General features: G+C 69.5%; 11 protein-coding genes and 1 rRNA gene (1 of these 12 running past the window's edge). 11 read left to right on the forward strand and 1 reads right to left on the reverse strand.

Translation table 11 applies throughout. From position 1 onward, the window contains the following. Position 1 precedes the first annotated feature (1 nt). The 8 genes from NR792_RS00360 to NR792_RS00395 are packed head-to-tail and all read left to right on the forward strand — an operon-like array spanning position 2 to position 8,897. Positions 2-1,786 (forward strand): ABC transporter ATP-binding protein, encoded by a 1,785-nt coding sequence (locus NR792_RS00360; RefSeq protein ID WP_375758087.1) that lies wholly within the window; start codon positions 2-4, stop codon positions 1,784-1,786. Beyond that, positions 1,783-2,958 carry a PHP domain-containing protein gene (locus NR792_RS00365; protein WP_375758088.1) on the forward strand — a complete coding sequence of 392 codons (1,176 nt, stop codon included), beginning with the start codon at positions 1,783-1,785 and terminating at the stop codon, positions 2,956-2,958. Before NR792_RS00360 ends, NR792_RS00365 begins: the two co-directional genes overlap by 4 nt. 20 nt (positions 2,959-2,978) lie before the next feature. After that, positions 2,979-4,262: a 3-deoxy-D-manno-octulosonic acid transferase gene (locus NR792_RS00370; protein WP_375758089.1), complete on the forward strand. Its 1,284-nt coding sequence runs from the start codon at positions 2,979-2,981 to the stop codon at positions 4,260-4,262. After that, positions 4,259-5,260 carry a glycosyltransferase family 4 protein gene (locus NR792_RS00375; RefSeq protein WP_375758090.1) on the forward strand — a complete coding sequence of 334 codons (1,002 nt, stop codon included), beginning with the start codon at positions 4,259-4,261 and terminating at the stop codon, positions 5,258-5,260. Before NR792_RS00370 ends, NR792_RS00375 begins: the two co-directional genes overlap by 4 nt. Further along, entirely contained in the window at positions 5,260-6,291 is a 1,032-nt protein-coding gene (locus NR792_RS00380; protein WP_375758091.1) for a glycosyltransferase, read from the forward strand. Before NR792_RS00375 ends, NR792_RS00380 begins: the two co-directional genes overlap by 1 nt. After that, entirely contained in the window at positions 6,288-7,367 is a 1,080-nt protein-coding gene (gene lpxK, locus NR792_RS00385; protein ID WP_375758092.1) for a tetraacyldisaccharide 4'-kinase, read from the forward strand. Before NR792_RS00380 ends, lpxK begins: the two co-directional genes overlap by 4 nt. 31 nt (positions 7,368-7,398) lie before the next feature. Beyond that, positions 7,399-8,412 carry a bifunctional heptose 7-phosphate kinase/heptose 1-phosphate adenyltransferase gene (locus NR792_RS00390; RefSeq protein WP_375758093.1) on the forward strand — a complete coding sequence of 338 codons (1,014 nt, stop codon included), beginning with the start codon at positions 7,399-7,401 and terminating at the stop codon, positions 8,410-8,412. Beyond that, the gene (locus NR792_RS00395; RefSeq protein ID WP_375758094.1) at positions 8,409-8,897 is read left to right on the forward strand and encodes an adenylyltransferase/cytidyltransferase family protein; all 489 of its coding nucleotides are present in this window, start codon (positions 8,409-8,411) and stop codon (positions 8,895-8,897) included. The genes NR792_RS00390 and NR792_RS00395 overlap by 4 nt, the downstream gene beginning before the upstream one ends. Before the next feature lie 169 nt (positions 8,898-9,066). Here NR792_RS00395 and NR792_RS00400 read toward each other — a convergent pair whose 3' ends face one another. Then, the gene (locus NR792_RS00400; protein WP_375758095.1) at positions 9,067-10,176 is read right to left on the reverse strand and encodes a glycosyltransferase family 9 protein; all 1,110 of its coding nucleotides are present in this window, start codon (positions 10,174-10,176) and stop codon (positions 9,067-9,069) included. Positions 10,177-10,257: 81 nt separating this feature from the next. Between NR792_RS00400 and NR792_RS00405 the strand changes: the two genes are divergently transcribed. The 3 genes from NR792_RS00405 to NR792_RS00415 all read left to right on the forward strand — a co-directional run. Beyond that, a complete protein-coding gene (locus NR792_RS00405; RefSeq protein WP_375758096.1) occupies positions 10,258-11,136 on the forward strand; it encodes a YicC/YloC family endoribonuclease in 879 nt (292 codons plus the stop codon). Continuing rightward, positions 11,133-11,756 carry a guanylate kinase gene (gene gmk, locus NR792_RS00410; RefSeq protein ID WP_375758097.1) on the forward strand — a complete coding sequence of 208 codons (624 nt, stop codon included), beginning with the start codon at positions 11,133-11,135 and terminating at the stop codon, positions 11,754-11,756. The genes NR792_RS00405 and gmk overlap by 4 nt, the downstream gene beginning before the upstream one ends. Before the next feature lie 992 nt (positions 11,757-12,748). Then, positions 12,749-13,023, forward strand: a 16S ribosomal RNA gene (locus NR792_RS00415); it runs 1,263 nt beyond the window's last position.

Here is a 13,023-nt window from a genome sequence, read left to right on the forward strand (position 1 = left end):
CATGCATCACGCGCTCTGGCGGCTCTTGCGCTACGCGAAGCCGCACGCGGGAATCCTCGTCCTGGCCTTCGTGTGCATGGCGGTGTTGGGGCTCGCCACGGGCGCGTACGCGTACCTGCTGGGCCCGGCGCTGCGCTTCCTGTTGTCGGGAGGAGAAGAGGGCTTCGCGAGCGCGCACCGGGTGCCGTGGCTCGCGGACCTGCCGCGCGAGGCGGCGCTCTGGGGCTTCCCGGTGCTGGTGCTGGGCGTGGGCGCGGTGAAGGGCGTGGGGTACCTGGGCCAGTTCTACTTCATGGGCCTGTTCGCGCAGCGCGTGGTGAAGGACCTGCGGCGCGACCTGTTCCTGCGGCTCACGGCGCTGTCGCCTTCACAGCTGTCGAAGGAGCGGACGGGAGACCTGCTCAGCCGCTTCTCCTCGGACGTGATGGCCGTGGAGATGGCCGCCATGTACACGGTGGGCTCCTACCTGCGAGACACCATTCAAGTCCTGGTGCTCGCGGGCGTGGCGCTGGCGATGAGTCCCGTGCTGGGCGGCCTGATGCTGGCGGTGATTCCGCTGGCGGCGCTGCCGGCGTCGAAGCTCACGCGCAAGGTGCTGAAGGGAACGCGGGAAGGGCAGGCCCACCTGGGGCAGCTCGCGGGTCAGCTGCACGAGGGGTTGGGCGGCCTGCGCACCATCCAGGCCTTCAACGGTCAGGAGGCGGAGCTGGCGCGCTTCGAGTCCTACGCTAAGGCGCACGAGGAGGCGGTGGTGGGGGCGGCCTGGGCGCGCGGAGGCGTGCCGGGGGTGATGGAAGTCCTCGCGGCGGCGGCGCTCGCGGGAGCGCTGGGGTACGCGGCGGCGACGCGGGCGATGGAGCCGGAGGCGCTCCTGTCGCTGCTCACGGCGGTCATCCTCGTGTACCAGCCGGTGAAGGACCTGGGCCGGGTGACGCAGTTCGCGGTGCAGGCGGGGGCGGCGGGTGAGCGCCTCTTCGCGCTGCTCGACCTGAAGCACCCGGTGGAGGACGCCTCCAATGCGGTGCCCGCGCCAGCGCTGCGTGAGTCGCTGCGCATGGAGGACGTGCGCTTCTTCTACGGAGAGCGCCGCGCGCTGGACGGGCTGACCCTGGACCTGAAGGTCGGGCAGGTGGCGGCGCTGGTGGGTGGGAGTGGAGGGGGCAAGAGCACGGTGACGTCGCTGCTGCTGCGCTTCGAGCGTCCGCAGCAGGGCCGCATCCTCCTGGATGGAGTGGACGCGGACACGTACACGGCGGCGAGCGTCCGCGGTCAGTTCGCGCTGGTGACGCAGGAGCCGCTGCTCTTCCACGGCACCGTGCTGGAGAACCTGCGGCACGCCAGGCCGGAAGCGACGCGAGAGGAAGTGGAGGCCGCGGCGAAGGTGGCGAACGCGGACGCCTTCATCCAGGGGCTGCCGCATGGCTACGACACGCGCATCGGTGAGCGAGGCGTCACCCTGAGCGGAGGCCAGCGCCAGCGCTTGTGCATCGCGAGGGCCGTGCTGTCGAAGGCCCCCGTGCTGGTGCTGGACGAAGCGACGAGCAGCCTGGATCCGGAGAACGAGCGCGAAGTGCAGGCCGCGCTGGCGAAGGTGCTCCCCGGCCGGACGGCGCTGGTCATCGCCCACCGGCTGTCGACGGTGACGAACGCGGACGTCATCCACGTGGTGGAGGCAGGCCGCATCGTGGAGAGCGGAAGCCACGCGGACCTGCTCCAGAAGGACGGCCGCTACGCCGCCATGTGGCGCCTGCAGACGGCGGGCCCCATCGAGCGGGGAGCGGCGTGAGCAAGGCCGGCACGGCGAAGCGGTCCCTCTCCCTGGCGATCCGTGCCGTGCTCGGTGTGCTGTTCCTGCTGATGGGCGTCGCGGGCTTCTTCGCCTTCGCGGCCGGCTTCGCGGACTACCCCGTGGTCGCACCCGTGCCGAACGCGAAGCCGTGGATCCGCGGCGCGTACCACGTGCACACCACGCGCTCGGACGGGAACGGGACGCCCGCGAAGGTCGCCCAGGCGGCGAAGGCAGCCGGCCTGGACTTCGTGGTGCTCACCGACCACAACGACTTCAAGCCGCCCGCCGCGACCTGGGTGGACGGCGTGTTGCTCATCCCCGGTGTGGAGATCTCCACCAGCGCGGGCCATCTCGCCGCGTTCGGCATGCAGCGCCCCATCGAAGGGGTGAAGCCCTGGGGCCCACCGGAGCAGGCCGTGGCCGCGGTCGAAGCCGCCGGGGGCACGGCGGTCCTCGCGCATCCGGTCCAGACGAAGAACCCCTGGAAGGACGAAGCGACCGCGCAGCAGGTCCCGGGCTTCGAGCTGTACTCGGCGGACACCTTCTTCCGGCAGGCCCTGCGAAGCCCGGTGAGCCGGCTCCTGCCCGCGCTGGGTGCCTCGATGGTGAACCCGGTGCACGGCGTGATGCTGCTCGCGGTCCCGGAGCCGCGACCCACCGAGCGCTTCCTGGAACTCGCGCGAGAGCGCAAGCGGCTCGTGCTGTGCGGAAGCGACGCGCACGGCCTGCCCGCGTACGAGGACATCTTCACCGCGCTCGCCATGGAGCTTCCACCGGACGTGCTGGCGGGCCCCCTGTCGCAGGATGCGCGCGAAGCCGCGACCCAGGTCACGCAGGCCCTGGCGAGCGGCCAGGCCCTCTGTGTCTTCCGTGCACTGGGAACCCCTGAAGGCTTCGCCCTGGAAGGCTTCGACGCGAACACGCGGGAAGCCCCCGTGGGCACGGTGCTGACAGTCCGCCTCCCGGAACACACCCCAGGCACGCTGGAGGTCCGGGTGTGGGGCGAGGGCCGCCTCCAACCCGACGGGCAACACATCGAGCTGACCGGTCCCGGAGTCGTCCAGGTGGAGGTCTGGGCCCACGCGCCCGGACGTTTCTTCGGCCACGAGTGGCGGCCCTGGCTGGTCCCCAGCCCGGTGCGAGTGGTGCCGCGACCGCCGGGCATCTGATAGAGCGCGGGACGTCGCCCATGCGCCTGCTCTACGTCGTCGCCACCTACGTCCTCTTCGCGCTGCTGTTCCCGGTGCTCTGCGTGCACCGGAAGACGCGCCACGGGCTGAAGCAGCGGCTGGGCTTCTACGGGCCGGGAGACCTGCCAAAGGGAGAAGGCCCGCTGCTGTGGTTGCACGGAGCCAGCGCGGGAGACCTGCTGGCCCTGGCGCCCATGTTCGGCCCCCTGCGCCAGCGCTTCCCGGGCTGCCGCATCGTGCTCTCGACGATGACGGACAGCGGCCACGCGATGGCAAGGGACCGGCTGGCGAAGCAGATCGACGGAGTCGTCTACGCGCCGTATGACCTCTGGGGCGCGACGCGAAGGGCGGTGCGAGCCTTCCAACCGGACCTCCTGGTCCTCGAGTACACGGAGGTCTGGCCCAACCTCATCCGCGCCGCGAAGCAGTCCGGAGCGAGCGTGGTGATGACCAACGGGCGCTTCTCCCCGGCGAACGTGGGGAAGTACCGGACGCTCTTTGGCCTCATCGGAAACCCGCTGAAGGACATGGACCGGCTGCTCATGCGGCAGGACGAGGAGGCCGAAAGGGCGCGAGCCCTGGGCGCACCGGCCGAGCGGGTCCTCACCACCGGCAACACCAAGTTCGACGCCCTCGCCGCGGGGCCTGCCCCCGAGGACGAAGCCCTGCGAAGCGCGCTCGGCCTGTCCTTGGAGGATCCGGTCTGGCTCGCGGGAAGCACGCACGAGGGCGAGGAAGAAATCCTGTTGCAGGTGTATCAGCGTCTGCGGGAGCGCTGGCCCACGCTGAGTCTGGTCATCGCGCCGCGCTACCTGGACCGGGCGGAACGGATCGTGACTCTGGCGAAGGAGCGGAACCTGGCCGTGGGCCTGCGCTCCCAGGGCAACCCGGAGCGCGCGCCGGTGGTGGTGATGGACTCGATGGGCGAGCTGTCACGCGCCTACCGCCTGGCGACGGTGGTGTTCGTGGGAGGCTCGTTCACGAAGCGGGGCGGCCAGAACATCCTGGAGCCGGCGGGGCAGGGCAGGCCGGTGCTGTTCGGCCCGCACATGGACAACTTCCGCGACAGCGTCGCGGTGCTGCAAGGCAACGGAGGCCTTCAAGTGGCGGACGGAGAAGCCCTGCACGCCGCGCTGGAGGACCTCCTCGCGAATCCCGAGCACCGGCAGCGCCTGGGAGCCCAGGCGGAAGCCACGGTGCGCCGCATCTCTGGAGCCAGTGAGCGCAACGCGGAGGCCATGGCCGCGCTGCCGCGCCGGCAGGCAAGGACCGCTTCCCGATGACGCTCATCGTCCATCCGCACTTCCACAAGCGCTACACGGGAGTCACGCGGCACGTGGAGTCCGTGGTGCCCGCGCTGGCCCGGGGCGACGAGACGCGGGTCATCGGCTCCGGCCTGACGGAAGCCCTGCCGCGCATCACCTGGGGCGAGCTGATCCGCCGCTCGCACCGCGAGCCCATCGTCTGGCACGCGCACCGGAACAACGAGCTGCTGGCGGGGATGCTCCTGAAGGCCTTGGGAGGAAGGGTCCAACTCGTCTTCACGAGGCACACGTCGGTGGCCCCCACGCGCTTCACCCGCTGGCTCGCCAGGGGCGCGGACGCGCTGGTGTCCCTGACGCGGCAGATCTCCGACGTCATCGCGCTCCCGTCCACGGTGATCTCGCACGGCATCGACCTCACGCGCTTCCGTCCACCGGAAGACCGCGACGCGGCCTGGGCCCGGCTGAAGCAGGGCGGTCGATACGGCATCGGCGTCATCGGGCGCATCCGCAAGGAGAAGGGGCAGGGCGACTTCCTCGAAGCGCTGCGGCCCCTGTTGCCACAAAGGCCGGACTGGCAGGCGGTGCTGGTGGGGCTCGCGAAGGGGCCGGACCTGGCGTGGGTGAACGGGCTGCGTGAAGGCCTTGAGGACCGGGTGCTGCTCGCCGGAGAGCAGTCCACCATCGAGCCCTGGTACCAGGGCCTGAGCATCCTGGTGCATCCGTCCTACGCGGAGGGCTACTCGCTGGTGCACGTGGAGGCCATGGCGTCCGGCTGCTGCGTGGTGGCCTCGAAGCTGCCGTACCTGGACACCCTCATCGAGCACGGCCGCACGGGCTTCTTCTTCGAGCCCGGAGACGTGAAGGGCCTGCGCGCCCTGTTGGACGAACTGACCCGTGAACCGGAGCGGGCCCGTCAGGTCGGCCGCAACGCCGAGGAGGAAGCGCGTCGCCGCTGCGGCGTCGAGCATGAAGCCCGAGCGCTCAGTGACCTCTACCATTCGCTGGTGAAGCGCTGATGCGCATCCTGCACCTGCTCGCGAGCCCCTTCTGGAGCGGCCCGGCGGAGAACGTCGCGCTGCTCGCCCAGGCCCAGCGAGCCCTGGGCCACGAGGTCACGGTGGCGGTGGACCGCAAGCGCCGGGACATCGCCGCCGAGGAACCCGCCGTCCCCCGCTTCCAGCAACTGGGCCTCCTGGACGAGGGAGGCCTGACGCTGTCCGTGAAGTCCCCACCGTGGGAGATCTGGAGTGACCTGCGAGCCCTCCGCCGCAGGACGGTGGACGTGGTCCACGCGCACTTCACCCACGACCATCTCGTGGCCCGCTGGGGAACGCCGAAGGGAGCGGTGCGGATCCGCTCCATCCACGCGCCACGCTCGCTGCGCTCCTCCCTGCCCGAAGCCGCTGCCTACACGGTGCCCGCGAGCCACCTGGTGTCGAAGCTCGAAGGCAGGCATCGCCCCATCCACGTCCTGCCCGCGCTGGTGGATCCGATGTTCAAGCCTCCAGAGGACCGCGAGGCCCTGCGCCGGACCCTGGGCATCGAGGACACGCACCTCGTGGGGATGATCTCCACGTTCCAGCAGAGCCGCCGTCACGCGCTGGGCGTCGAAGCCTTCGCCGCGTTCCACCGGCAACGCCCCGAAGCCCGTCTCGTGCTGGTCGGCGATGGAGCCCTGCTCGAAGCGACTCGGGCGCAGGTGAAGGAGCGGGGCCTCACGGAGCAGGTGACGTTCGCGGGCTACCAGCAGGGCGCGGACTTCGCGAAGTGGCTGCAGGCCCTCGACGAGGTCTGGATCCTCGGCCTGGGAAACGACTGGAGCGCGAGGGCCGCGGCCCAGGCCAGGGCCTGTGGTGTCCGGGTGGTCGCGGTGAACGAAGGAGCGCTCCCGGAGCTGGCGGATGCATGGGTGGAAGCGCCCACGGTGGAAGCCGTCGTCACCGCCGCCCTGTCCGGATCAACGGCCGGGACCCGGCACCCGACGAACGAGCACATCGCCAGGGACATCCTGGCCCTCTACCAGCAGGCCACGGAGCCTCGGCGATGACCGGCTCGCCCACGGCCCTGGAGCGGATCTTCTATCCGCCAGCACCGGAGCCCTGGACCCGTCGCGCCCTCCTGTCGCCGCTCGCGCTGTTGTCCTGGTCCTACAGCGGAGCGGTCCGCCTTCGGGGCGCCCTCTACGACTCGGGCCTGCTGCGAGCCGAGCACGTCGAAGGCCTGCGGGTCATCTCCATCGGAAACCTCAACGTCGGAGGCACGGGCAAGACGCCAGCGGTCCTCCATCTCGCGGAGTTGTTGATCCGCGAAGGGCGCAAGGTCGGCATTCTCACGAGAGGCTACGGGCGCGAATCCCAGGAGCCGCTGACCTTCACGGGCACCGAGCCCCTGCCCGCCGTGACGGAAGCCGGAGACGAACCCCTGCTGCTCGCCCGCAGGTGTCCAGGCGCCAGGCTCTTCGTGGGAGCGGACCGCGTCGCGGCGGCACACCGGGCCCGGGACGACTTCGGCCTGGACACGGTCCTGCTGGACGACGGCTTCCAGCACCGCCGCCTGCACCGCGACGAAGACCTGGTGGTCGTGGACGAAGCCGTGGGGCTGGGCAATGGCCAACTGCTCCCAAGAGGTCCACTCAGAGAGCCCCCATCGGCCCTGCGCCGCGCCACGCTCCTCTGGCTGAGAGCCTCCCCGGGGGAGGCCGCCCCCAACCCCTGGCTCGAAGCCGTGACCGCGCCCAGGGTCCGAACGCGCTACGGGCCCACGGGCTGGTGGGATCCCTCGGGCACCGAGCACGCGACGAACATGCTCGAAGGGAAGCCGGTCCTGGCCCTGGCGGGACTGGCCAGGCCCGGAGGCTTCCTGAAGACCGTCACCGCGCTCGGGGCGGAGGTCCGGGACGCGGCGCTCTTCCCGGATCACCATCGCTTCTCTGGGGACGAACTGCGCCAGGTCGAAGCCCGGGCCCGCCAGCAGGGCGCGCTCATTGTGACGACGGAGAAGGATGCGGTGCGGCTGCCAGCCGGCTTTGAGGCCTGGGTGGTGCGCCTGGGAGTGGAAGTCCTGGAGGGCGAAGCGCATCTGAGGCGGGCGCTCGGGCTTCCGGGAGAGACGCGCGACTTGTGAGGTCCGGAACGCTGTGGGACAAAGCGCGCCCATGCCCGCGGCCCCGTCTTCACGTCCGGCAGCACCGTCCTCGCGCCTGCCACTCGCCTTCGCGCGCCGCCGGGTGTTGCTGGTGGGAGACTTGGTCGCCGACCACTACCTCTACGGCCAGACGGACCGGGTGAGCCGCGAGGCCCCGGTGCTCATCGTCCGGTACGAGTCGTCGGAGGTGAAGCTCGGCGGTGGAGCCAACGTGGCGGCGAACATCCGCGCGCTGTCGGGGCAGGTGACGGCGGTGGGCGCGCTGGGCGTGGACGCGATGGGCAGCTCGCTGCGCAAGCTCTTCGACGCCGCGGACATCCGGCTGCACGCGGTCAGCAGCCGAAGCATCGAGACGGAGACGAAGACGCGCATCCTCGCGGGAGGCATCAGCACCACGAGGCAGCAGATGCTCCGGGTGGATCGCGGCCAGCGAGGCCCCCTCCCGCCCCGGATGCGCAAGGCCATCGCCAGGCAGGTGGAAGCGGCGGCGAAGGACGCGGACGCGGTCGTGGTCTCGGACTACGGCGCAGGCGTCGTCAGCGACGAGGTCCGGGAGGCCCTGAGAAAGCTCGCCGCGGACGGCCTGCCGGTCTGTGTGGACAGCCGCTACGCGCTCGCGGCCTTCGCGGGCCTCACGGTGTGCAAGCCCAACGAGCCGGAACTGGAAGCGCTCACGGGCCGTCCGGTGCGAACGAAGGAAGACCTCCTGGAGGCCGGTCACGAAGCGGTCCGCAAGCTGGGTTGCCAGGCGCTGCTGGTGACGCGAGGCCGGCACGGCATGGCCCTCTTCGACGCGGAGGGCGGTGTGGACCTCATCCCCGTGCACGGCGCGAAGTCGGCGGTGGACGTGACGGGAGCCGGCGACACGGTCATCGCCAGCTTCGCGCTGTCACTCGCGGCCGGAGCCTCCTTCGGCGAAGCCGCGAGGCTGGCGAACGTGGCGGGATCCCTGGTGGTGCAGAAGCCGGGCACGGCGACGGTCTCCCGCGAAGAACTCCTCGAAGCGCTGCGGAGCCCACGATGAACACCCTGGACAAGCTTCGCCCCCTCGCCGCCATCGCGGAGGAACGGGAGCGTTGGCGCGAGCAGGGCCGCACAGTGGCCCTTGCCAACGGGATCTTCGACCTGCTGCACGTCGGGCACGTCCGGTACCTGGAGGGGGCGAAGGCCCTGGCGGACGTGCTGGTGGTGGCGGTGAACTCGGATGCTTCCACCCGGGCCTACAAGGGGCCCGGCCGTCCGCACATTCCGGAAGCGGAGCGCGCGGAACTGGTCGCGGCGCTGGCCTGCACGGACCGCGTCGTCGTCTTCGACGAACCGAACGTGCGGACCATCATCCGAGCCCTGAAGCCCGATGTGCACGTGAAGGGGACCGACTACACGCCGGACTCCATCCCGGAGGGTGACGAGGTCCGGGCCTACGGAGGCAGGACTGCGGTGGCGGGAGATCCGAAGGACCACAGCACCACGGAGTTGGCGCGCCGGCTTGGGCGCGAAGGCGCGAAGTAGCCCATGGTCCTGGACCCGGTGCTGCGGTCCATCCTGGGCTGTCCCCACTGCAAGGGCTCGCTCGAGGAGCACGAAGGCCCCCCGCCCGAGGTCCGTTGCCCCAGGTGCCTGCGAGCCTGGCCCGTGGAAGACGGCGTCCCACGGATGGTGCCCGAACAGGAGCGACCGCTCACCCCGTGAGCGAGGCCCGCTCCGAGACGAACGACCGGACCTCCTCGGCCACGCGCAGCTCCAGTCCCGCCCCGGAAGCCCCATCCACGAGGGGCGTCAGGTCCACCATCCGGTGGGGGGCCACCGCATGGCCCCAGCGCTCCATGTCGATGCGCAGGAAGAACGCCAGCGTGGGTGCGCCCACGGCGACCGACAGGTGCATGGGCCCGGTGTTGTTGCAGATGGTGAGGCCCGCGCTCCGCATGAGGGCCGCGAGCTCATCGATGCTCGTCGGGGGAGCCAGCTCCGCCCCCGGAGCGCCGGAGATCACGGCCCGAGCCAGGGCCTCCTCTCCCGGGCCCCAGGTCACGACGGGCGAATGGCCCAGCGAAATCAGCTCCCGGGCCGCGGCCGCGAAGGCCTCGGCCGGGATGCGGCGCTCACCCAGCCGGCCTCCCGGATTGATGACCGCACGCCGAGAACCCTGCCCGGAAAATCCCGTCAGGTAGCTGCGGAACGCCTCGCTCAGCACCGGGTCCCGGAATGAAAGCCCCTGGGCGACACCCCCCTGGGTCAGGGGCGTCAGCAGGTGCGTCCGTTGAACGGCCTCGTGCCGCGTATCGGAACGGGCAGGCACGGACACCGACTGCAGCAGGGACACCGGCCAGATGCCCGGTCCAATGACCACCGCCTTCGGCCCCACCATCCGGGCGATGAGCGCGCTCGTCACGGACGGCGCGCTCCAGTTGGCGCAATCCACCACGGCGTCATAGCCCGCGCGACGGAGTGCGCGGATGCCGGGCGCCAGGGGCCCCAGCCACAGCAGGCGCCGGTCGAACGCCAGGACCGCATCCGCATCAGGGTGTCCCTGAAGGACGCGAGCCACCTTGGCGTGCACCAGCACGTGCACCTCCGGAGGCGGGTGGACATGCGCCTTGAGGGTCCGCAGCAGGGGCGTGGTGAGTAGGGCCTCGCCCACGCGGTTGTCGGGCCGGACGAGCAGGACCTTTCGCGGGTGGGGGAGGGGCGTTCCGGGAGCGCGACGACGTCCGGGGCGCCAGAACAGGAGGGAAGCCAGGAGCGCCAGTGCCAGCTTCGCCCACGTTTCAAGCCGCTTGTGCCACGCCATCGCGGGGGACCCTACCAGAATTGGAATGGACACAAGACGCTGGCTTGACCTTGGGGCGGAAAGCCCCTAGCACCCGGCCCGATGCTCAAAAGCATGACCGGATTTGGTTCGGGCCGCGCCCGCGTAGGGGACGAAGAGGTCTCCGTGGAAGCACGCTCGCTCAACCACAAGTTCTGTGAAGTGAAGGTCCGGCTGCCGCGCGAGCTGTCCGCGCTCGAGCCCGCGCTCGTGAAGCAGGTGAAGGACCGCCTCGCGCGAGGCTCGGTGGAGATCCTCGTGCGCCGGCAGGCCGCCACTGTCTCGGGCAACGTCCCCACGGTGGATGTCGGCCTGGCCCGCGAGTACGCGCGCGCCTTCCGCGAGGTCGCCGAGGCCCTGGGCCAGTCGGTGGAAATCGCCTGGTCGCATGTGGCCAACCAGTCGGGCGTCATCCGCCTGGAGGAGAAGGGCGTGGACGTGGAGTCCGCCACCCAGGCCACGCAGACCGCGCTCCAGCAGGCGCTCGGGGCCCTGGAGACCATGCGGAACACCGAGGGCGAGTCCATCCACGCGGACCTGGACGCCCGGATGAAGCTCATCGAGGGCTGGAGCCAGGAGGTCGCCCGGCTCGCACCGAAAGCGGTCAGCGACTACCAGCAGCGGCTCACCGAACGTGTGGCGGAGCTCGCGCGTGGCGTCGCGGTGGATCCGCAGCGGCTGGCGCAGGAAGTGGCCCTGTTCGCCGAGCGCACGGACATCGCGGAAGAGGTGACCCGGCTCGCGACGCACCTCGAGCAGTTCCGGCTCCTGATGGCGAGCCCCGAGCCGGTCGGCCGGCGCATGGATTTCCTCGTGCAGGAGATGCACCGCGAGGTGAACACGACGGGCTCCAAGAGCCAGCACGCGGAGATCTCCGCGCGCGTGGTCTCGATGAAGGCCGAAGTCGAGCGCATCCGCGAACAGGTGCAGAACGTCGAATGAACGAACCCTCTGGACTCCAGCCTGGTGTGCTCCTCGTCCTCTCCGCCCCGTCCGGAGCGGGAAAGACCACCCTCGCGCACCGCCTGCTGAAGGAGATGCCGGACGGCATCTTCTCCACCAGCGTCACCACCCGGCGCCCCCGGGGCAAGGAGCAGGAGGGCGTGGACTACCACTTCGTGGGAGTGGCCGCCTTCCAGGAGAAGATCGAGAAGGGCGAGTTCGTGGAGTGGGCCGAGGTGCACGGCCACTTCTACGGCAGCCCGCAGTCCGTGGTGGATGAGGCCCGCCAGCGTCGCGGCACCGCCATCTTCGACATCGACGTCCAGGGCGGGCAGGCCATCAAGCGCAAGCACCCCGACGCGGTCCTCATCTTCGTGCTGCCTCCCTCCATGGAGGAACTGGAGCGCCGCCTTCGGGACCGCCAGACGGACTCGGACGAGACCATCCGCCGCCGCATGCTGGCCGCCCGCTCGGAGATCGAGCGGGGAATCGCGTCCTACGACTACATCGTGGTGAACGACGACTTCGAGCGCGCCTACCAGGAGCTGCGCTCAGTGGTGGTCGCGGAGAAGTGCCGGCGGGGGAGGGTGGATCTCTCCAAGCTCAAGTTCGGCGGCTGAAATCCGCCGGGGAATGGGTGGAACCGGCCCATGGGTTCCCCCTCCACCACGTCGCATCGCGTCGGCGGCCTGCATCAAATTTCTTGCGCCGCCCGATCGCCTGATGGATAAGCCGCACACCTCGCGGCGACACGCAGGCGTCACCCCGGTGGCACCTGAAGGACGCGCAGACGAGGCGAGGCGAAGCAGGCCTCATCGGTGACGAGAAGTTGACATTCTCCGATCCGATTCTTAGATGGTTGCCGCAGCAGGACATGAATCGGCGGGCGTTGAAGGTGTCGGAGCGGGTTGCCGCCTCATGGGAGGCGGAGCTGATGGTGGTGGCGGTCAGGAATCGGAAGTAGCAGAAGGGTGGTTGACACAAGATGCGGCGGTGGTAGAAGCCGCGCCCCTCGCTTCGAAGCCCGCGCACTGGCGCGGAAGGCACTTCGGAGAGAGCGCAGCACCGACAAGGAAATAGGGCAGTCAACGAGCGAGTTGACAGCGAACGCGGCGAAGAGATAGAAGCCGCGCCCCCACCGAAGAGAAGCAGTCCGGCAGGCAACACACGGACGGCAAGCGGTGAAGGAAGCTGACAGCAAGCGGTTGACAGGGAACGCGGCGCTGAAGTAGAAGCCGCTCCCCTTCGAAAAGAAGCGGCGAAAGTCACTGGACGGCGCCGACGAACTTCGAAGCAGCCCGCAGGACGCAAAAGCGAAGTTGACGCTGACTGCGAACTGAAATAGAAGCTGCAACCCGCTGGTTGACGCAAAACCAGCAGCGAAGTAACGGTAGCAGAAGTCGCGAAGCAGGACAAGCGGCTCGGTCTTTGAAAACCAAATAGCAAGCCCAAGCAGTAATGGATTGCGGAAACCCGCAGTCAATTTTTTGAGGGCATCTTCACCTCAAGAGCAGCGCTGAAAAGCGCAGCGAGAGGGAAGTGCCGACGAATCAGCGAGCCGAGACTCCTTAGCCGGGTCTCGGGGAACGCCGGTTCAAGCAAACCAAGAATACAATTGGAGAGTTTGATCCTGGCTCAGAACGAACGCTGGCGGCGTGCCTAACACATGCAAGTCGAGCGCGAATAGGGGCAACCCTTAGTAGAGCGGCGCACGGGTGCGTAACACGTGGATAATCTGCCTGGATGCCTGGGATAACCAGTCGAAAGATTGGCTAATACCGGATAAGCCCACGGTCTCTTCGGAGACTGAGGGAAAAGGTGGCCTCTGTATACAAGCTATCACAACCAGATGAGTCCGCGGCCCATCAGCTAGTTGGCGGGGTAATG

The sequence above is a fragment of the Corallococcus exercitus genome (assembly GCF_042231735.1).
GTDB classification, from domain to species: domain Bacteria; phylum Myxococcota; class Myxococcia; order Myxococcales; family Myxococcaceae; genus Corallococcus; species Corallococcus exercitus_B.

Bases quoted from the DNA above. Each gene is read 5' to 3' on its own strand.
- NR792_RS00360 (WP_375758087.1), top strand. From the start codon at position 2: ATGCATCACGCGCTCTGGCGGCTCTTGCGCTACGCGAAGCCGCACGCG.
- NR792_RS00370 (WP_375758089.1), top strand. From the start codon at position 2,979: ATGCGCCTGCTCTACGTCGTCGCCACCTACGTCCTCTTCGCGCTGCTG.
- NR792_RS00375 (WP_375758090.1), top strand. From the start codon at position 4,259: ATGACGCTCATCGTCCATCCGCACTTCCACAAGCGCTACACGGGAGTC.
- NR792_RS00380 (WP_375758091.1), top strand. From the start codon at position 5,260: ATGCGCATCCTGCACCTGCTCGCGAGCCCCTTCTGGAGCGGCCCGGCG.
- lpxK (WP_375758092.1), top strand. From the start codon at position 6,288: ATGACCGGCTCGCCCACGGCCCTGGAGCGGATCTTCTATCCGCCAGCA.
- NR792_RS00390 (WP_375758093.1), top strand. From the start codon at position 7,399: ATGCCCGCGGCCCCGTCTTCACGTCCGGCAGCACCGTCCTCGCGCCTG.
- NR792_RS00395 (WP_375758094.1), top strand. From the start codon at position 8,409: ATGAACACCCTGGACAAGCTTCGCCCCCTCGCCGCCATCGCGGAGGAA.
- NR792_RS00400 (WP_375758095.1), bottom strand. From the start codon at position 10,176: ATGGCGTGGCACAAGCGGCTTGAAACGTGGGCGAAGCTGGCACTGGCG.
- NR792_RS00405 (WP_375758096.1), top strand. From the start codon at position 10,258: ATGCTCAAAAGCATGACCGGATTTGGTTCGGGCCGCGCCCGCGTAGGG.
- gmk (WP_375758097.1), top strand. From the start codon at position 11,133: ATGAACGAACCCTCTGGACTCCAGCCTGGTGTGCTCCTCGTCCTCTCC.